This is a genomic window from Pectobacterium sp. HCp5_1 (genome assembly GCF_032905925.1).
GTDB classification, from domain to species: Bacteria; Pseudomonadota; Gammaproteobacteria; order Enterobacterales; family Enterobacteriaceae; genus Pectobacterium; species Pectobacterium brasiliense_A.
Genome location: NZ_JAUMIO010000009.1, coordinates 23858 through 42686 on the forward strand (window position 1 = coordinate 23858; position 18829 = coordinate 42686).

At 52.7% G+C, this 18829-nt stretch carries 15 protein-coding genes; 10 read left to right on the plus strand and 5 right to left on the minus strand.

What is annotated here, in order from left to right; translation table 11 throughout:
* Positions 1–20 precede the first annotated feature (20 nt).
* The gene (rsmD, locus tag Q3A88_RS08875) at positions 21–596 is read right to left on the minus strand and encodes a 16S rRNA (guanine(966)-N(2))-methyltransferase (protein ID WP_110163920.1); all 576 of its coding nucleotides are present in this window, start codon (positions 594–596) and stop codon (positions 21–23) included.
* Positions 597–945: 349 nt separating this feature from the next.
* Between rsmD and ftsY the strand changes: the two genes are divergently transcribed.
* The 4 genes from ftsY (at position 946) to rpoH (ending at position 5269) form a co-directional block, all read left to right on the plus strand.
* On the plus strand, positions 946–2421 hold the full coding sequence (ftsY, locus tag Q3A88_RS08880) for a signal recognition particle-docking protein FtsY (protein WP_317177755.1): 1476 nt from the start codon (positions 946–948) through the stop codon (positions 2419–2421).
* Positions 2422–2426: 5 nt separating this feature from the next.
* Positions 2427–3098 carry a cell division ATP-binding protein FtsE gene (ftsE, locus tag Q3A88_RS08885; protein ID WP_317177756.1) on the plus strand — a complete coding sequence of 224 codons (672 nt, stop codon included), beginning with the start codon at positions 2427–2429 and terminating at the stop codon, positions 3096–3098.
* A complete protein-coding gene (gene ftsX, locus Q3A88_RS08890) occupies positions 3088–4056 on the plus strand; it encodes a permease-like cell division protein FtsX (RefSeq protein ID WP_317177757.1) in 969 nt (322 codons plus the stop codon). The genes ftsE and ftsX overlap by 11 nt, the downstream gene beginning before the upstream one ends.
* Positions 4057–4411: 355 nt before the next feature.
* Positions 4412–5269, plus strand: a complete 858-nt coding sequence (gene rpoH, locus Q3A88_RS08895) for an RNA polymerase sigma factor RpoH (protein ID WP_010681389.1) — start codon at positions 4412–4414, stop codon at positions 5267–5269.
* A 64-nt stretch (positions 5270–5333) separates the two neighbouring features.
* On the opposite strand, the gene panM is transcribed toward rpoH, so the two are convergent.
* Positions 5334–5783: an aspartate 1-decarboxylase autocleavage activator PanM gene (panM, locus tag Q3A88_RS08900; RefSeq protein ID WP_110163917.1), complete on the minus strand. Its 450-nt coding sequence runs from the start codon at positions 5781–5783 to the stop codon at positions 5334–5336.
* Between the two features lie 404 nt (positions 5784–6187).
* On the opposite strand from panM, the gene Q3A88_RS08905 reads away from it, so the two are divergent.
* From Q3A88_RS08905 to Q3A88_RS08930, 6 genes are all read left to right on the plus strand, one after another.
* Positions 6188–7300, plus strand: a complete 1113-nt coding sequence (locus Q3A88_RS08905; RefSeq protein ID WP_014917048.1) for a branched-chain amino acid ABC transporter substrate-binding protein — start codon at positions 6188–6190, stop codon at positions 7298–7300.
* 157 nt (positions 7301–7457) lie between these two features.
* Positions 7458–8384, plus strand: a complete 927-nt coding sequence (livH, locus tag Q3A88_RS08910) for a high-affinity branched-chain amino acid ABC transporter permease LivH (RefSeq protein ID WP_317177758.1) — start codon at positions 7458–7460, stop codon at positions 8382–8384.
* Positions 8381–9655: a high-affinity branched-chain amino acid ABC transporter permease LivM gene (locus tag Q3A88_RS08915; RefSeq protein WP_039281581.1), complete on the plus strand. Its 1275-nt coding sequence runs from the start codon at positions 8381–8383 to the stop codon at positions 9653–9655. Before livH ends, Q3A88_RS08915 begins: the two co-directional genes overlap by 4 nt.
* Positions 9652–10422, plus strand: coding sequence for a high-affinity branched-chain amino acid ABC transporter ATP-binding protein LivG (gene livG / locus Q3A88_RS08920; protein WP_014917046.1), 771 nt, complete (start codon positions 9652–9654; stop codon positions 10420–10422). Before Q3A88_RS08915 ends, livG begins: the two co-directional genes overlap by 4 nt.
* A 5-nt stretch (positions 10423–10427) precedes the next feature.
* Positions 10428–11129, plus strand: a complete 702-nt coding sequence (livF, locus tag Q3A88_RS08925; protein ID WP_010306529.1) for a high-affinity branched-chain amino acid ABC transporter ATP-binding protein LivF — start codon at positions 10428–10430, stop codon at positions 11127–11129.
* 29 nt (positions 11130–11158) lie between these two features.
* Positions 11159–12349, plus strand: a complete 1191-nt coding sequence (locus tag Q3A88_RS08930) for a PLP-dependent aminotransferase family protein (protein WP_039516769.1) — start codon at positions 11159–11161, stop codon at positions 12347–12349.
* Positions 12350–12439: 90 nt separating this feature from the next.
* Here Q3A88_RS08930 and Q3A88_RS08935 read toward each other — a convergent pair whose 3' ends face one another.
* From Q3A88_RS08935 to Q3A88_RS08945, 3 genes are all read right to left on the minus strand, one after another.
* The gene (locus Q3A88_RS08935) at positions 12440–14086 is read right to left on the minus strand and encodes a methyl-accepting chemotaxis protein (RefSeq protein ID WP_317177759.1); all 1647 of its coding nucleotides are present in this window, start codon (positions 14084–14086) and stop codon (positions 12440–12442) included.
* 592 nt (positions 14087–14678) lie between these two features.
* The gene (locus Q3A88_RS08940; RefSeq protein WP_317177760.1) at positions 14679–16349 is read right to left on the minus strand and encodes a methyl-accepting chemotaxis protein; all 1671 of its coding nucleotides are present in this window, start codon (positions 16347–16349) and stop codon (positions 14679–14681) included.
* Positions 16350–17107: 758 nt separating this feature from the next.
* Positions 17108–18778, minus strand: a complete 1671-nt coding sequence (locus Q3A88_RS08945; protein WP_317177761.1) for a methyl-accepting chemotaxis protein — start codon at positions 18776–18778, stop codon at positions 17108–17110.
* Positions 18779–18829 lie beyond the last annotated feature (51 nt).

Sequence of the window (18829 nt, forward strand, 5' to 3'; positions counted from 1 at the left end):
CCCTTACGTTGCTGCGAAGATTATTGACGAATGTATAAACGGTAGGCGACCTGACCCGCAATTTTCTCACGGTGCAGTTGCCAATTTTCCGGGATAGTCAGCTGCGCATTTTCCGCCTCGGTTTCTACGTAAATCCACGCATCGGGTGCCAGCCAACCCTGTTGTTCCAGCAGCGCGAGCGTGTTGTTCAGCAGTTCTTTGCGAAACGGTGGATCGAGAAACACGACGTCAAACGGCGTACCCGGCTTCGCCAGCCAGCTCAGGGCATCCGTATTGATTACCTCGGCGTTTTCCGCCCGAAGTAGTGCCAGATTTTGCGTTAACTGCTGCGCGACTGTACGCTCCATCTCCAATAATGTGGCATGTGCGGCATAACGGGATAAGGCCTCCAGCCCGAGTGCGCCGCTGCCGGCAAAGCAGTCCAAACAGCGTGCCTGTTGAATGACGGGAGCCAGCCAGTTAAACAGCGTTTCCCGCACGCGATCGGTGGTGGGACGTAAACCGGGGCTATCAGGAACCGGAAGTTTTCTGCCGCGCCATTGACCACCGATGATTCGGATTTGTCCGGCGGCTGACGATGCATTTTTTTTAGCCATAGCTCACAGGGTTATTGTTGTGCCGCATCATCGTGGTGTGGATACGGGCAGGAAATTTCTGGCGCTATTCTAGCGGCGGTTACGTGTAGAGGGAATGTTAAGATGGGTGTTAAAGCGCTTAACCCAAAATTTTGTGCTATCTACGGGCTTTCGATAACGCGCAGCGTTTGACACACTTCGTTACGGACATTGCCTTTCGTTACGAAGATTGTCGGCAGCGCCGAGAATTGTCCGTCATTGCCCCCGTTGGCTGCGTGTTGCTGTCGGCAGGAAAGTGTTAAACTTATTGTTTAAATATGATTTTCATTGATTGATTCGCTGCGGTGAGCAGCGTGGAGCGCGATCGCACATGTCAAAAGAAAAGAAGCGCGGTTTTTTTTCCTGGCTGGGATTAGGGAAACAGGAAGAGAAACAACAGGAACAGCCGCAAGAGACGACGGTTGTTGAAGAGAAGATTGTTGTTGAAGAACAGCCGTCAGCGGCGGAGTCGGATGCTGCTGCATCGGCTCACCAGACCGTTGAACACGCGCCGGAGCAGGTAGAGAAACCGCAGCCGGAAGCGCCTGTCGTTGAAGAAAAGATAAAGGTTGAAGCGGAAGAGCTGATCCAACCTGCCGCCGAGCGTGACGTTACCGCAGCGTCTGACGAACCGACCGCCGCTGTGTCTGAACCAGCCGTATCGGCCCCCATTATTTCTGAAACAGACGATCGTGACGCGATCGATCATGACGTTCTCGATCGGGATGTCGTCGATCCGATCGTACAGACCGAGATCGCCGACAGCGCGACGGTGGCTAATGCTGAGCCGGACGTCGCGCAGCAGGAAGAGCAAGAATACGAAGAACCAGAACCTGCGCAGCCAGACGATGTGCCTGCTGTGGCGCAAGAACAGGAACGTCCAACGAAAGAAGGTTTCTTCGCTCGCCTGAAACGCAGTCTGGTAAAAACGCGCCAGAACCTCGGTTCAGGATTTATCGGATTGTTTCGCGGTAAGAAAATCGACGACGATCTGTTTGATGAACTGGAAGAACAACTGCTGGTTGCGGATGTCGGGGTCGAGACGACCCGTAAGATCATCGGCAGCCTGACGGAGCACGCCAGCCGCCGCCAACTGAAAGATGCTGATACGCTTTTTGTGAAGCTGAAAGAAGAAATGGCGGAGATTCTTGCTAAGGTGGACGCCCCGCTGAATATCGAAGGCAAAACGCCGTATGTCATTCTGATGGTTGGCGTTAATGGCGTGGGTAAAACCACCACCATCGGCAAAATGGCACGTCAGTTCCAGGCGCAGGGCAAATCCGTGATGCTGGCGGCGGGGGACACCTTCCGTGCGGCGGCGGTCGAGCAGCTTCAGGTCTGGGGACAGCGCAATAACGTGGCGGTGGTCGCACAGCATACGGGTGCGGATTCGGCATCGGTGATTTTCGATGCGATTCAGGCAGCGAAAGCGCGTGGCGTTGATGTCTTGATCGCGGACACCGCCGGCCGCTTGCAGAACAAAGCGCACCTGATGGAAGAGCTGAAAAAGATTGTGCGCGTGATGAAGAAGCTGGACGAAGACGCGCCGCATGAAGTGATGCTGACGCTGGATGCAAGCACCGGGCAGAACGCAGTGAGTCAGGCCAAGTTGTTTAATGAAGCGGTTGGGCTGACGGGTATTACCTTAACTAAGCTGGACGGTACCGCGAAAGGCGGGGTGATTTTCGCCATTGCCGACCAGTTCGCTATTCCTATCCGCTATATTGGGGTAGGTGAAGGTATTGAAGATTTACGGCCATTCAAGGCCGACGATTTTATTGAGGCACTTTTTGCCCGAGAGGATTAAAACGGATGATTCGTTTTGAACAGGTCAGTAAAGCTTACCTCGGTGGGCGTCAGGCATTACAAGGGGTGGATTTCCATCTGCACCCCGCGGAAATGGCGTTCCTGACCGGCCATTCCGGCGCAGGGAAAAGTACCCTGCTGAAACTGATTTGTGGCATTGAACGTCCCAGCGCGGGTCAGATTTTTTTTGGCGGCCACAATATCAGCCGCCTGAAAAAACGCGAAGTTCCGTTCCTGCGGCGCCAGATCGGCATGATCTTTCAGGATCACCACCTGCTGATGGAACGCACGGTCTATGACAACGTCGCGATGCCGCTCATCATCGCGGGTGCCAGCAGTGAGGATATCCGTCGTCGGGTATCCGCCGCGCTGGACAAGGTTGGCCTGCTGGATAAAGCGAAAAACTATCCTATCCAGCTGTCCGGTGGTGAGCAGCAGCGCGTTGGCATTGCGCGCGCGGTGGTGAACAAACCCGCTGTGTTGCTGGCGGATGAACCGACCGGCAACCTGGACGAAGCGCTGTCAGAAGGCATTTTGCGCCTGTTTGAAGAATTCAATCGCGTTGGCGTTACCGTTCTGATGGCGACGCATGACACTGGGCTGATCGCCCGCCGTAATTACCGTGTGCTGACGCTGTCGGATGGCCGCATGGTGGGGGGAAACCACAATGGCGAATAACGTCCGTAACGCGAAAAAGCCTGTCGCAAAAGCGAAAGCGCTGCGCGGCGGCTGGCAGGAACAGTGGCGCTATGCCTGGACGAATACGCTGGCTGATATGCTGCGCCAGCCGCTGGCGACTTTCCTGACCGTGATGGTGATCGCCATTTCGCTGGCATTGCCCAGCATCTGCTATCTGGTGTGGAAAAACGTCAGTCAGGCTGCCACACAGTGGTATCCCTCGCCTCAGCTAACGGTCTATCTGGATAAATCACTGGATGACAATGCGGCGCAGGCGGTGGTCACGCAGCTTCAATCTGAAGACGGCGTTGATAAAGTCAATTACCTGTCGCGCAATGAAGCGATGGGCGAGTTCCGCAACTGGTCCGGTTTCGGCGGCGCGCTCGATATGCTGGAAGAGAATCCGTTGCCAGCCGTAGCGATTATCACACCGAAAATGAGTTTTCAGGATTCCACCACGCTGACGACGCTGCGCGACCGAGTGGCGGCGACGCAGGGCGTTGATGAAGTACGGATGGATGACAGCTGGTTTGCGCGGCTGGTGGCATTGACCAATCTCGTTGGGCAAATTTCCGTGACGATTGGCGTCCTGATGGTGGTTGCCGTCTTTTTGGTGATCGGCAACAGCGTGCGCCTGAGCATTTTCAGCCGCCGTGAAACCATTAACGTGATGAAGCTGATTGGAGCGACAGACGGCTTCATTCTGCGTCCGTTCCTGAATGGCGGGGCGGCAATGGGCGTAGGCGGCGCGGTGCTGTCACTGATTTTATCGCAGGCGCTGGTCTGGAAGCTGGGTGCCGTGGTGGCGCAGGTGGCTTCTGTCTTCGGTACGACGTTTGCCGTCAAAGGATTAAGCTGGGATGAGTCTTTGCTGCTGCTGTTAATCGCTGGCATGATTGGCTGGTTGGCCGCCTGGCTGGCAACGGTGCAACATTTACGCCGTTTTACACCACAGTAAGCGTTTTCTGGTATAATTATCCCCTGTAATTCAGACCGTATTGCAGGGGAAATCTCCTCAGCGACATCTCTTCTTTGTTCTTCTCGCTGTGTTTTCCCCTTGGTTTCTCGTGTGTGAGTGACGCATTTTCCTCCTGCTTGATCTCTGGCATGAGGTGAATAAAATGAGAGGAACTTGCGAGCGAAATCACAGTCTGAATAGACAGATTTTAGGATTTGATTAATCTGGTTTTAGGGTTTTTCATAAAATAAGCGTTAAGGTGCCGTGTTTTGCCATCTTCGCGCAAAACGATACGGTGAAGCAGTGCTAAGATAGCCAACTGCAATATGACGAGTAGAGCAACTGAGAGGGTTGAATGACCAAAGATATGCAAACTTTCACCTTAGTTCCCCAGGGCAGTCTGGAAGGGTATATTCGTGCCGCCAATGCCTATCCGATGCTGACGGCGGAGGAAGAGCGGGCGCTGGCTGAACGGCTGCATTATCAGGGTGATCTGGAGGCTGCTAAGCACCTGATTCTGTCACACCTGCGTTTTGTTATTCATGTTGCCCGTAACTATTCCGGCTACGGTCTGCCGCAGGCGGACCTGATTCAGGAAGGTAACATCGGCCTGATGAAAGCGGTACGTCGCTTTAACCCTGAAGTTGGCGTGCGCCTGGTTTCTTTCGCCGTGCATTGGATCAAAGCCGAAATTCATGAATACGTGCTGCGTAACTGGCGTATCGTGAAAGTCGCGACCACTAAAGCACAGCGTAAGCTGTTCTTTAACCTGCGTAAGTCTAAAACGCGTCTCGGCTGGTTTAATCAGGATGAAGTCGAACTTGTCGCCCGTGAGCTTGGCGTGACGAGCAAAGACGTGCGTGAGATGGAATCCCGCATGGCGGCGCAGGACATGACATTCGATCCAACGCCGGAAGAAGATTCGCACGACGGCAAGGCGATGTCGCCGATGCTTTACCTACAGGATAAATCGTCTGACTTTGCCGATGGCATTGAAGAAGATAACTGGGAAACGCATGCGGCCGATAAACTCACCTACGCGCTGGAAGGGCTGGATGAACGTAGCCAGCACATTATTCGCGCCCGCTGGTTGGATGATGACAACAAATCCACCTTGCAGGAGCTCGCCGATCAATACGGTGTTTCCGCCGAGCGTGTGCGTCAGTTAGAAAAGAATGCGATGAAAAAACTGCGAGCGGCGATAGAAGCCTAATCGCTCTCATCGTCTCTTTCTGTAGCGACCGGGTAATGCCCGGTCGTTTTGTTTTTGCCTGGGGTCAGTCCGGTTTATCTGGGTTGAGTTCGTCAAGAATTAGCGGCGTTTCTTTTCTACGAATGAAGCGCCAGCCGCCGGATACGGGTGAAAAGCCGCAAGACAACATAAATCGCGCCAGCACGTCCTCTTTGATCGCCGCATGATCGGCTGTTGCCAGCCACCACTCTTTCACTTCAGGAAGCTGACGACGTACTTCATCAATCAACAGTTTCCCTACGCCCCGCCTCCGCGTGACGTCTCTCACCATCAGATCGCTTAGCTCTGCATAGTCCCCTTCAATTTCGACCAGTACACCACCTAACAGCCGATCGTTAAAACGGGCAGCAAATAGTCGCCAATCGAGTGAGAGGTCTTCTTCTAATAAATCAATGTTCTGATGTGGCCAGATTTTTGCCAGATCAATTTTATCCTGAGGGCTGAATTGGGTGAGGCATTCAACGGTTAGTTTCATTTTTATCGGCACTCCATCATATGAGTGAAGAATAATGTAGTTGTTTTGTAGTGGATCAGTTGTGTAATTTGAGCGTTATGGTTAATAGGGCAAATGTTTTTCTCATTCTTTGTTTTTCGAGTAATCCATCAACAATTAATGCACAAAGTAGAATATCTGACTATATATAAATTGAATGATGGTTTTTGCATCTGGTGTTTTGTGCTGTTTGCTCCGCTTGTTTCTGATACTGTGAGTTGATTTGCAGCATAAAATTCCTGTTTAATAATATGAATAATAAAGCCTTATTAGAAAAGATTACTAATAATAACCTAAGCCTTTCTTACTTATAAGAAAATAGCAGGTTATGGCAGAAGGCGGTCAGGTTTTCGGCAATATCCATAATGACAGATGGGGTAAAAAGAATGAAATTCAGTAAAGGTAAAGTATTGCTGATGGGTTGTATGGCTGCGGCGTTGAGTCACGCGGTCAGCGCTGCTGATATTAAGGTTGCGGTTGTGGGTGCAATGTCTGGCCCAGTTGCACAGTATGGCGATATGGAGTTCATTGGCGCGCGTCAGGCCATTGAAGACATTAATGCAAAAGGCGGCGTAAACGGTAACAAACTGGTTGGCGTTGAATATGATGACGCGTGCGACCCTAAGCAGGCGGTTGCCGTTGCGAACAAAGTCATCAATGATGGTATCCGTTATGTGATTGGTCATCTGTGTTCCTCCTCCACGCAGCCTGCGTCTGATATCTATGAAGAAGAAGGCGTGATCATGATTACGCCTGCGGCAACCAACGCCGACTTGACCACGCGCGGCTACAAAATGGTGCTGCGCACGACGGGGCTGGATTCCGATCAGGGGCCAACCTCAGCAAAATACATTGTCGAAACCATCAAACCGCAGCGCATCGCCGTGGTTCATGACAAACAGCAATATGGTGAAGGCTTGGCCCGCTCTGTTCAGGATAGCCTGAAAAAAGCCGGTGCGAACGTTGTGCTGTTTGAAGGTGTGACGGCGGGTGATAAAGATTTCTCCACGCTGGTTGCGCGTCTGAAGAAAGAGAACGTCGATTTCGTCTATTTCGGCGGCTACTACCCAGAGATGGGGCAGATTCTGCGTCAGGCGCGTCAGGCTGGCATGACCACCAAATTCATGGGTCCAGAAGGCGTGGGTAACTCATCGCTGTCCAACATCGCGGGCGATGCCTCTGAAGGCATGCTGGTGACGTTGCCGAAGCGTTACGATCAGGTTCCTGCTAACCAGCCGATTGTTGATGCGCTGAAAGCCAAGAAACTGGATCCAACCGGTCCGTTCGTCTGGACGACCTACGCAGCACTGCAATCGCTGACCACCGCGATGGCACGTACCAATAGCGATGAACCGGAAAAACTGGTCGCAGATCTGAAAGCGAACCCTGTGGAGACGGTAATGGGACCATTAAGCTGGGATGCAAAAGGCGACCTGAAAGGGTTTGAATTTGGCGTATTTGAGTGGCACAAAGACGGTACTTCCAGCGCAGTGAAATAATCATCATGCCCGAGGCGGGGAGCGGTTGAAGACGCCGTTGTCTGCCTCTTCGGCGTGGAGAGCATTCTCGGCCCGCTGAGTGTGTACCAATAATAATCCCTCAATACCGAAGCCCCCGTTGCCGCAAGGCGCGGGGGCAGCATTTAAGGTTTAAGGTATGTCCGAGCAGTTCCTTTACTTTTTTCAGCAGATGTTCAACGGCCTGACGTTGGGCAGTACCTACGCGCTGATCGCCATTGGCTACACCATGGTTTACGGCATTATCGGCATGATTAACTTCGCACACGGCGAAGTGTATATGATCGGTAGCTACGTCTCCTTTATTGTGATTGCGGCCCTGATGATGATGGGCATCGATGCTGGCTGGCTCTTGATTAGTGCCGCCTTCATTGCCGCCGTGGTCATTTCCAGCGCCTACGGCTGGAGTATCGAACGGGTGGCCTACCGACCAGTTCGAACGTCAAAGCGTCTGATTGCGCTGATTTCTGCCATCGGGATGTCAATTTTCCTGCAAAACTATGTCAGCCTGAATCAGGGCTCGCGTGATGTTGCGCTGCCGAGTCTGGTGACCGGTCAGTGGGTGCTGGGCGAAAGCAATGGCTTTGCCGCGACGATTAGCACCATGCAGTTGACCATCTGGATCGTGACGTTCCTCGCCATGCTGGCGCTGACGCTATTTATTCGTTATTCCCGTATGGGACGCGCCTGTCGTGCCTGTGCAGAAGACCTGAAAATGGCTAGCCTGCTGGGTATCAGTACCGATCGCGTGATCTCCCTGACCTTCGTCATTGGCGCGCTCATGGCCGCTGTTGCTGGCGTGCTGTTGGGGCAATTCTACGGCGTCATCAACCCCTATATCGGTTTTATGGCCGGGATGAAAGCCTTTACGGCGGCGGTGCTGGGCGGAATCGGCAGCATCCCTGGTGCGATGATCGGTGGGCTGATTTTGGGCGTAGCCGAAGCGCTGACGTCCGCTTACCTGAGCACGGAATACAAAGATGCGGTGTCGTTTGCGCTGCTGATTGTGGTGCTGTTGGTGATGCCAACCGGTATTCTGGGTCGCCCGGAGGTTGAGAAAGTATGAAACAGCTCAACCTGTTTAATGCGTTGGTTTCCGCGTTCATGCTGCTGGTGCTGGCCTCGTTCTTAATGGGCATGCAGCTGGCGCTGGATGGCACCAAATTGGTGGTGCGCGGTGCTGATGAAGTCCGTTGGTACTGGATTGGTGCGGGCTGCATCGTGGTGTTTTTCTTCCAGTTGATTCGCCCGTTCTTCCAGCAAAGCATCAAGAAATTCTCTGCACCGTCGCTGGTGCTGCCGAGCTTTGATGGCAGTACGCCACGGCAGAAGATAGTAGCGGCGGCATTGATTATCGCCGCTATTGCCTGGCCGTTTCTGGTATCGCGCGGGACGGTGGATATCGCCACCCTCACGCTGATTTACGTGATGCTGGGTCTGGGCTTGAACGTCGTGGTTGGCTTGTCCGGTCTGCTGGTATTGGGCTACGGCGGGTTTTACGCCATTGGTGCGTATACCTATGCGCTGCTGAATCACTATTACGGATTGGGCTTCTGGGAAAGTCTGCCGCTGGCGGGCATGGCGGCGGCACTGTCCGGCTTCCTGCTGGGGTTCCCGGTGCTGCGTTTGCGCGGTGATTATCTGGCGATTGTGACGCTCGGATTCGGCGAAATTGTCCGTATCCTGCTGCTGAACAACACTGAAATTACCGGTGGCCCGAACGGCATCAGCCAGATCCCTAAACCGACCTTCTTTGGTCTGGAATTTGGCCGCAGCGCGCGCGATGGCGGTTGGGATACGTTCCACAATTTCTTCGGTCTGCAATACGACCCGAGTGACCGTATTATCTTCCTGTATCTGGTCGCGCTGCTGCTGGTCGTGTTGACCCTGTTTGTGATTAATCGTCTGCTGCGGATGCCGTTAGGACGTGCCTGGGAAGCGCTGCGCGATGATGAAATCGCCTGTCGATCTCTGGGGCTGAGCCCAACGCGCATTAAGTTGACTGCGTTTACCATCAGCGCCGCATTTGCGGGTTTTGCCGGTACGCTGTTTGCCGCGCGTCAGGGCTTCGTCAGTCCGGAATCATTCACGTTCGCTGAGTCTGCCTTTGTACTGGCCATCGTCGTACTGGGCGGAATGGGCTCGCAGTTTGCGGTCATTCTTGCGGCAATCTTGCTGGTGGTGTCCCGCGAGCTGATGCGCGATCTGAATGAATACAGCATGCTGCTGCTGGGTGCGTTGATGGTTCTGATGATGATTTGGCGTCCGCAAGGCCTGCTGCCGATGAAGCGTCCTGAGATGAAGTTGAAAGTCGCGAAGAAGGAAGAGCAAGCATGAGCACGCAGCCACTATTATCAGTCAGAGGTCTGATGATGCGTTTTGGCGGCCTGCTGGCGGTCAACAACGTTGAAATGGATATTCATGCGGGCGAAATTGTCTCGCTGATCGGCCCGAACGGGGCGGGGAAAACCACCGTCTTTAACTGCCTGACCGGTTTTTATCGCCCAAGCGGCGGCACCATCATGCTGCGCGATCGTCATCTGGAAGGGTTACCCGGACAGGCCATTGCCCGTATGGGCGTGGTGCGCACATTCCAGCACGTTCGCCTGTTCCGTGAAATGACGGTGATCGAGAACCTGCTGGTCGCACAGCATCAGCACCTGAAAAGCGGCGTGTTTGCTGGGCTGTTGAAAACGCCGGGCTTTCGTCGTGCGGAAGCCGATGCGCAAGAGCGCGCTGCGGTGTGGCTGGAGCGTATCGGTCTGTTAGATTTAGCGAACCGTCAGGCGGGGAATCTGGCTTACGGCCAGCAGCGCCGTCTGGAAATTGCCCGCTGCATGGTGACGCGCCCTGAGCTGCTGATGCTGGATGAGCCTGCGGCTGGTCTGAACCCGAAAGAAACTGACGAGTTAAATCAGCTGATTGCGGAACTGCGCGATAGCCATCAGGTGTCCGTGTTGTTGATTGAACATGATATGAAGCTGGTCATGGGAATTTCCGACCGGATTTATGTCGTCAATCAGGGAACGCCGCTGGCACAAGGCACCCCAGCTGAAATTCGTAACAACCCGGATGTCATCCGTGCCTATCTGGGTGAAGGATAACGTTTATGCTGTCATTACATCAGGTTTCGGCCCATTACGGAAAAATTCAGGCACTGCATCAGGTGAGCCTGCATATTAATCAGGGCGAGATTGTTACGCTGATCGGCGCGAACGGTGCCGGTAAAACCACGCTGCTGGGCACGCTATGCGGTGACCCACGCGCGACCGAAGGCACCATCACGTTTGACGGTAAGGACATCACAAACTGGCAGACCGCGCAGATTATGCGTGAAGCTATCGCGATTGTGCCGGAAGGGCGTCGCGTCTTTTCCCGCATGACGGTAGAAGAAAATCTGGCGATGGGCGGGTTCTTTGCCGAACGCGATCAGTATCAGGAACGCATTGCGCGTGTCTACGATCTGTTCCCGCGTCTGTATGAGCGACGCGCCCAGCGTTCCGGCACAATGTCCGGCGGTGAGCAGCAGATGCTGGCGATTGGCCGTGCGCTGATGAGCCAGCCGCGTTTACTACTGCTAGACGAACCGTCGCTGGGTCTGGCACCGATCATCATCCTGCAAATTTTCGACACGATCCAGCAACTGCGTGAAGAGGGCATGACCATCTTCCTGGTGGAGCAAAACGCCAATCAGGCGCTGAAATTGGCAGACCGGGGTTATGTACTTGAAAACGGCCATGTCGTGTTGGAAGATACCGGTGCGGCATTGTTAGCTAATGAAGCGGTACGTTCAGCCTATCTGGGCGGATAATTAAAGTTTCGTAGAAGGGTTAAGAAGAGATGGCCATTGAAGGGTTGTTAGCGCACCGCATCGCTCAGTTAAAAAGTTCCGCCATCCGTGAACTGCTGAAACACAGCAAGATGGAAAATATTATCTCGCTGGCTGGCGGGATTCCGTCAGATGCATTATTTGATTTCGAAGGGTTAAGTCAGGCCACGCAGTTAGCGATTACCGAACAGCCGAAAACGGCATTCCAGTATGGCTTGACCGAAGGCAGCGGCGTGCTGCGCGATCGCATTGCTGAGCTGTGTGCTGTGCGCGGCGTCAAAACGCGCGGTGACGATATTGTCGTAACGGCGGGTTCGCAGCAGGCGCTGGACTTGATCATGCGCTCGATGGTCGATCCGGGCGACGTGTTCGTCGTTGAACGCCCGACCTATCTGGCGGCGCTGCAAACGCTGGAACTGGCGCAGGCGCAGGTGATGTCTGTGTCATCCGATGCCGACGGCATGGTCGTCGACGAGCTGGAAGAACTGCTGACGAAACAGCGTATCAAAGGCGTTTATATCGTTCCGAACTTCGGTAACCCGAGCGGCGTGACGCTGAGCTATGAACGTCGCCTGAAATTGATTCAGCTGGCAGAACGCTACGGTTTTGTCATTATCGAAGACGATCCCTATGGCGAGCTGCGCTTCACCGAAGAGCGCAACCCGACGCTGTTCCAACTGGCGCAAGAGCAACTGGGTAGCACGGAATACGTGCTGTATACCTCTACGTTTTCGAAGGTGCTGGCTCCGGGATTACGTCTCGGCTGGGCGATTCTGCCGGATTGGCTGTTGCACAAAGTAGCGATTATCAAACAGGCCGCTGACCTGCATGCCAGCGCATTGTCGCAGACCGTCGCGGAATGCTATCTGGGGCTGGGACGTCTGGATACGCAGATCGAGAAAATTCGCCACGCGTATAAGCACAAAGGCGAACTGCTGGCACAGCTGGTCGAGAAGGAACTGGGTGATGTCATCACCTTCAACCAGCCGAAAGGTGGGATGTTCCTGTGGGCGAAGTTCCGTCAGGACGATTTCAATACGACGGAATGGCTGAAGAAGACGCTGGATCAGGGCGTGGTCTTCGTGCCGGGCGAGTTCTTCTTCCCAGACAATCTCGATTACTCAACGCTGCGTCTGTCCTTTGCGACAGCAACGGATGAGCAAATGCATGAAGCGGTGGCTCGCCTGCGTCGGGCGCTGTAATCGCCGATAACGGATTACCCGTTAATGTGAAAAAACCGCTGATATCTCAGCGGTTTTTCTTTTTTAACGTCGCGTTAATCGCTTGTGTGTTTAAAAGGTTTCCCAGTTTGTGTGACTCGAACTACCGGCCAGCGCCAGTTTGGGTCTGGACAGTTTCGCCACGGGTTGTGCAGCACGCTGTGGCTGGATGCCGTCGATTTTGAACACGCTCATCAACTCAACCAGATGTTTGGCCTGTTGACTCAGGCTGTCTGCGGCGGAAGCCGACTCTTCAACCAGTGCCGCGTTCTGCTGGGTGACCTGATCGAGCTGATTGACCGCATCGTTCACCTGAGAAACCCCCTGTTCCTGTTCGTGGGTGGTCAGGCCGATCTCATTGATAAGATTGGCGACACGCTGCGACTGCTCCACGACTTCCTCGATGGTTACGCCCGCTTCGTTAACCAGCAGTTCTCCGGCTTCCACTTTTCCGACACTGATGCTAATCAGATCTTTGATTTCACGTGCTGCGGAAGCGGAACGTTGAGCCAGTGAGCGAACTTCTCCGGCTACTACCGCGAACCCGCGTCCTTGTTCTCCCGCGCGGGCGGCTTCGACAGCGGCGTTGAGCGCCAAAATGTTGGTCTGGAAGGCAATACCGTCAATCACGCCAATAATATCGCCAATTTTACGCGAACTTGCGGTGATCTCTTCCATTGTCCGCACGACGTTGTTAACGACATCTCCGCCTTTGCGGGCCGCCGCGCTGGCCGAGTTGGCAAGCTGTGCCGCGCTACGCACGGTATCGGCGTTCTGTTTCACCGTGATATTCATCTCTTCCATGGAGGCGGCGGTTTCCTGCAGGTTCGCGGCCTGTTCTTCCGTGCGCTGGCTCAGATCGGTATTGCCGATGGCAATCTGGCTGGCACCAGTGGCGATAGACTCGCTACTTTGATGCACTTGCCCGACGATATTGCTCAGGCTTTGGCGCATCTCTTCCATCGCAGCCAGAATGCTGGTGGTGTCTCCGGCGCGCCGTTCAATGGCGATGGCAAGATTCCCCTGGGCAACCTGACGCGTGATTTCCAGCGTATAGGCTGGTTCTCCACCAAGCTGGCGCTTAATTTTCCGGGTGATCCACCACGCGACAATACCTCCCAGTAGCGAGGCACACAGCGTGAGAATCAGCATTAAGCTGCCAGAATGGAATGCGTCTTTCTCGGACTGGTTGGCGATATCTATCGTGAGGGATTTCTGTCTCTCAGCCATTTTATCCAGCGCGGTGAAGACGTTTGCCTGCGCGGTGCGTACCTCCGTCAGCAGAAAGTTGCGAAACGCGTCGTGCTGGCTGGTCATCGCCAGTTCAGTGGCTTTTCTCATGTTGCTGATATAGGCGGGGAGGGCCTGTTCCAGAGCGGCAACCAGCGCTTTAGTCTCGTTGCTCACCGCGTTGTTACGTATTTGCGCCAGCAACTCGTTATTACGTACGATGGATTTCTCAATGCGATCCTTTTCCGTCTTCATCTGCTGTTGATCGTTTAGGAGTGCAATATTTCTGATGGCGCGTGCGGTGTCGTTAACGTTGTCTTTAAATTCCTGCATTAATAGAAGATTGGTAATACGGACCTGTGACAGAATCTGAATGTTTCCCCCGAGTTTTTCTAACTGGGTGCGACCCAGTATGGCGACTAAAAACCCAATGACGATAATTAGCGTAAAACCCGTTCCTAACATTTTTCCCAAGCTTATATTCTTCATGATGTGCCTTTTTTAATTATTGAAACTTGACACTGCAGGTGTCGTTATTTTAAGGGTGATGGTACAGATGCGATTCACCCCGCAAGTTTTATGGCTTTCATCATTCCATTTATCCCATAGTGCACTTTCTCATACGGGTGTGTTGGCGACGCTGATACTCCAACCGCTGTGTTGGTGGAGGAATAAGAGCATCACTTTCATGCACGTAGGGAATGCCTGTTGGGAATATTTACAGGCCAAAAGAATGACAAATAAAGTGTAGACAAGAATGTGACAGATTGATGGCAGAATAAACGTAACAAAAACCCCTGATTTATTCGGCGGTCAGGAAATTAATATTATTTTCTTATCGCGGTCAGAATAGATAATAAATATTAATGAATGGTAATCTAACTAATAAGAGTAAGATTTTTTTCTTATCGATGTTTATTTTGTAACTTTTAACTTTCAATTGTGATAATTATTAATTAGCGCGGTTTTTTTAACCGTATTACTTATTCTTGTTATCGTGGAAAATAAAAAGCCGCTGAAGAGTCAGCGGCTTTATGTTGTGTGCTACGTGGCCGGGGAATCCATCGCCTGGCCGCGTTCGTTAAAAGGTTTCCCAGTTATCGCGGCCTGTGCTGCCTGACTGACCAGCCAGAGCCAGCCTCGGTGCAGCCGGCTGCTTCACTTTTGACGTCAGCCGTGGTGCTGGCGTTTGAACGCCGCTGATTTTAAACACGCCCATTAATTCCAGCAGCGTTCTGGCCTGCTCACTCAGGCTGTCGGCGGCGGAGGCGGATTCTTCAACCAGTGCGGCGTTCTGCTGGGTCACCTGATCGAGCTGATTCACCGCATCATTCACCTGAGAAACGCCCTGTTCCTGTTCGTGTGTGGTCAGGCCGATCTCATTGAGCAGGTTGGCAACCTGCTGAGATTTCTCGACAATGTCTTTGATGGTGATGCCCGCATCGTTAACCTGCTTCTCACCCATTTCCACGTTAGCCACGCTTACGCTAATCAGATCTTTGATTTCACGCGCGGCGGAAGCGGAACGCTGCGCCAGAGAACGCACTTCACCGGCGACTACGGCGAAGCCACGGCCTTGTTCACCGGCTCTGGCGGCTTCAACGGCAGCATTGAGCGCCAGAATGTTGGTCTGGAAGGCAATGCCGTCAATCACACCAATAATATCGCCGATCTTACGTGAACTGGCGATAATATCTTCCATGGTACGCACAACATTATTGACCGCATCGCCACCTTTTTGCGCCGTTGTGCTGGCGGAATGGGCTAGTTCTGTTGCGGTGCGCACGGTCGCAGCGTTCTGCTTCACCGTGGTATTCATTTGTTCCATTGAGGCAGCAGTTTCCTGAAGATTCGCGGCCTGTTCTTCCGTGCGCTGGCTCAGATCGGTGTTGCCCATCGCAATCTGCGTCGCGCCCGTAGCGATAGATTCGCTACTCTGATGCACCTGACCGACGAGGTTGCTCAGGTTTTGACGCATATCTTCCATCGCGGCCAGTACACTGGTGGTATCGCCGTCGCGCAGTTCAATCGCGACAGCCAGATTCCCCTGCGCCACCTGACGTGTGACTTCTAACGTGTAGGCTGGCTCTCCCCCGAGCTGACGTTTAATGGCTCGAGTAATCCACCATGAAATCATTGCTCCCAGCACAACAGAAAGCAGGGCGATAATAACCATCAGCGTACCTGCTCGAGTGGCATTCTTTAAGGACTGGTCGGCGATTTCCACCGTAAGCTTCTCTTGCCAGTTAACCATGTCATTCAGCGCCTGGAAGAGAGCATCCTGTTTGACCCGCACATCGGTTAATAACAGATGTTGAGCCTCGCTGTTCTTGTTCGCCATTGCCAATGCGACGGCGTCCGTATAGCTACGGCTATAGGCCGGGCGCACGCGCTCCAGTACCGCGACCAGTTCCTGAGCATGTTTATCGACGGCGCTGTCGTGTATTTTCGAGAGTAACGCGTTATTGCGGGAGATCATCGCCTCAATACGCGCTTTCTCTTCCTGCAGCTGCCGACTGTCTTCCAGCATCGTCAGGTTTCTGATGGCAAGGGCATTCGTGTTTATGTTGTCTTTGAACTCCTGCATTATCAGGAGATTGGTAATGCGGACCTGCGACAGCAGCTGGATGTTTTCCCCGAGCTTGTCGAGCTGGATGCGGCCAAATATCGCCACCAGAAATCCGATAGCGATGACCAGGGTAAAGCTGGTCCCTAGCATTTTACCCAGGCTACTATTTTTGATGAGATTCATTGTGTCCCTTATTATAGATTGAGAACGAATATGGTTGGTGCCGGCGTGCTTTAAATGTGAAGTAGGCGTTGCGCAAATGTATTTATTTTGCCAATACCATCACGTTGATACCCTAAAGACTCGTGTCGCAGAAAGATGAATAAACATGCGGCTTGAAGAATGACAGGTATATCCTTTCCCGTAATCGTTGCCTGTTTTCCTTGGCTAATAAACTTATCCTAAGTTTACTTTTTCCTGTCACGCTTTCCGGTAAACGGTCGTCGTGTCTGGTGCGGTGGAACATATACAAATAAGGGTAAATGATGGCGCAGGAGTATAAAAGGTGGCGGTAAAAGCCGCAATATCTCTATGGGTTAGAGAAAAAATAAACTGGAGTCATGCTGTAATGCTAAATTGACAATCATGTTAATAAACGTTGCGGTTATGATTCTTTTGCTTATTTATTCAACGCTAAAAGAGGCTTATTTTTCATTCCTTCTTTTTTTTCGAACGATATGATGTTTTTAGCATCATATATTTGATGTTTTTATCATCGAGAATAACTATTCCTCGTTTTATTGATGTTATTCCCTCGTGCTTAATATAAAACGCCTTGCTAGTTTTTCTCTTTATTCATTGTTTTTCCCTATTGAAAAATTTCGCTCGTTTCTTGATGTGTGGTGGATAGGGGAGGCGTGGCAACGTGAGACGTTCAGGTCATAAAGGGATAAGAAAAACCGCCGATCGCTCAGCGGTTTTGGGGGACTTTTGGCTGGCTGTTAAAAGGTTTCCCAGTTTTGCTTATCGCTTCCCGCGTTGCTTTTAGGATTGGCGAGAGAGAGTTTGGCGCTGGTCGGTCTTTTCAGCTGTGGTACAATGCGCAGTGACGACCCGCCCTCTACGGTGAAGGTTTTCATCAGCTCGACCAGATGGGCCGCTTGATCGCTCAGGCTATCGGCAGCGGAAGCGGATTGCTCAACGAGCGCGGCATTCTGCTGCGTCACCTTATCAAGCTGGTTAATCGCATCATGAATCTGCGAGACGCCGGATTCTTGTTCCTGCGTCGTCACGCCAATTTCGTTAATCAGATCGGCAACGTGGCGCGCCTGACGCACCAGTTCTTCGATTGTCATTCCCGCATCGCTGACCAGTCTGGAGCCTACCTCGACTTTCTCGACGCTGTGGCCGATCAGCTCTTTAATCTCTTTGGCTGCCGTTGCAGAACGCTGTGCCAGCGAGCGCACTTCGCCTGCTACGACCGCAAAGCCACGACCTTGCTCACCTGCGCGTGCGGCTTCTACCGCGGCGTTAAGCGCCAGAATGTTGGTCTGGAAGGCAATGCCGTCAATGACGCTAATGATGTCGCCAATTTTGTGCGAGCTGTCGGTAATCTCTTTCATGGTGATAACGATATTGCCGACGGCTTCACCGCCTTTCGCCGCGGTATTGCTGGCTGCCTGCGCCAACTGCGCGGCATTGCGCACCGTATCGGCATTCTGACGCACGGTCTGGCTCATTTCTTCCGTGGAGGCAGCGGTTTGTTGCAGATTCGCCGCCTGCTCTTCCGTACGCTGGCTGAGATCGGTGCTGCCTGCGGCAATCTGGCTGGCACCGGTTGCGATCGATTCGCTGCTCTCACGCACTTGCTCAACAATGCTGCTTAAGCTTTTGCGCATGTTATTCATTGCGAACAGCAGGCTGGTATTGTCGCCTGACGCCAGATCGACCGGCATCGCGAGATTACCTTGTGCGATTTCCTGTGTGACCTGCGTGGCATAGGCGGGTTCACCCCCCAGTTGCTTCTTGATATGGCGGGTAATCAGCCAGGCGATGCCTGCACCAAACAGTGAAGCGATGACGGCCAGAACCAGCAGTGAGTTGCCATCATAGTAGGACTCTTCTATCGCGTTGGTTGCCGTTTGCGTGGTGTAGTCTTTCTGCAACTGAATCATGTTGTTCAGATTGTTAAAAAGCCGGGTTTGTATGGGTTCAAGCTGAGTTTTCACCAGCTCGATAGATTCGGCCTGCCTGTTGCTGAGTGACAGCGCGACGGCCTGACGGCCCACGGTGGCAAATTCAGTGCGATTTTGCTGCAGCTCACCCAGAATATTGCGGACTTCGGTTGCCCGTAAATTTTCTTCCAACTGAGTGACGAGTTTCGTGTTTTTTGCGCTCGTGGCTTCAATCAGTTTTTGATTATCTTCCAGAACCTTTTGTTCGGTTGCGATAAGCATACGCAACGTGGCTTTGATCGTGACGTTAAGATTATCTTTCAATTCTTGTAGCACGATGAGGTTGGCGAGGTGGTGTTTGGCCAGCCTGTCCGTAGTATTACCGAGGCCAACCAGATGCATTCTGCCGAAAATGGCCACTAATAGGCCGATAACAATAACAATGGCAAAACCTGAACCGACCTGAGTACCCAGTTTCATTTTTCTTTTATTCTGCATGTTATCCTCATGACTTATTGACACTGTTTATTGTTATTAAGCGGATTTTCT

What these genes read in the sequence shown, in the direction of transcription:
- livH (WP_317177758.1), top strand. Translation starts at nt 7,458, where the DNA reads ATGTCCGAGCAGTTCCTTTACTTTTTTCAGCAGATGTTCAACGGCCTG.
- Q3A88_RS08940 (WP_317177760.1), bottom strand. Translation starts at nt 16,349, where the DNA reads ATGAATCTCATCAAAAATAGTAGCCTGGGTAAAATGCTAGGGACCAGC.
- Q3A88_RS08930 (WP_039516769.1), top strand. Translation starts at nt 11,159, where the DNA reads ATGGCCATTGAAGGGTTGTTAGCGCACCGCATCGCTCAGTTAAAAAGT.
- ftsE (WP_317177756.1), top strand. Translation starts at nt 2,427, where the DNA reads ATGATTCGTTTTGAACAGGTCAGTAAAGCTTACCTCGGTGGGCGTCAG.
- rsmD (WP_110163920.1), bottom strand. Translation starts at nt 596, where the DNA reads ATGGCTAAAAAAAATGCATCGTCAGCCGCCGGACAAATCCGAATCATC.
- Q3A88_RS08935 (WP_317177759.1), bottom strand. Translation starts at nt 14,086, where the DNA reads ATGAAGAATATAAGCTTGGGAAAAATGTTAGGAACGGGTTTTACGCTA.
- Q3A88_RS08945 (WP_317177761.1), bottom strand. Translation starts at nt 18,778, where the DNA reads ATGCAGAATAAAAGAAAAATGAAACTGGGTACTCAGGTCGGTTCAGGT.
- panM (WP_110163917.1), bottom strand. Translation starts at nt 5,783, where the DNA reads ATGAAACTAACCGTTGAATGCCTCACCCAATTCAGCCCTCAGGATAAA.
- livF (WP_010306529.1), top strand. Translation starts at nt 10,428, where the DNA reads ATGCTGTCATTACATCAGGTTTCGGCCCATTACGGAAAAATTCAGGCA.
- Q3A88_RS08905 (WP_014917048.1), top strand. Translation starts at nt 6,188, where the DNA reads ATGAAATTCAGTAAAGGTAAAGTATTGCTGATGGGTTGTATGGCTGCG.
- ftsY (WP_317177755.1), top strand. Translation starts at nt 946, where the DNA reads ATGTCAAAAGAAAAGAAGCGCGGTTTTTTTTCCTGGCTGGGATTAGGG.
- rpoH (WP_010681389.1), top strand. Translation starts at nt 4,412, where the DNA reads ATGACCAAAGATATGCAAACTTTCACCTTAGTTCCCCAGGGCAGTCTG.
- Q3A88_RS08915 (WP_039281581.1), top strand. Translation starts at nt 8,381, where the DNA reads ATGAAACAGCTCAACCTGTTTAATGCGTTGGTTTCCGCGTTCATGCTG.
- livG (WP_014917046.1), top strand. Translation starts at nt 9,652, where the DNA reads ATGAGCACGCAGCCACTATTATCAGTCAGAGGTCTGATGATGCGTTTT.
- ftsX (WP_317177757.1), top strand. Translation starts at nt 3,088, where the DNA reads ATGGCGAATAACGTCCGTAACGCGAAAAAGCCTGTCGCAAAAGCGAAA.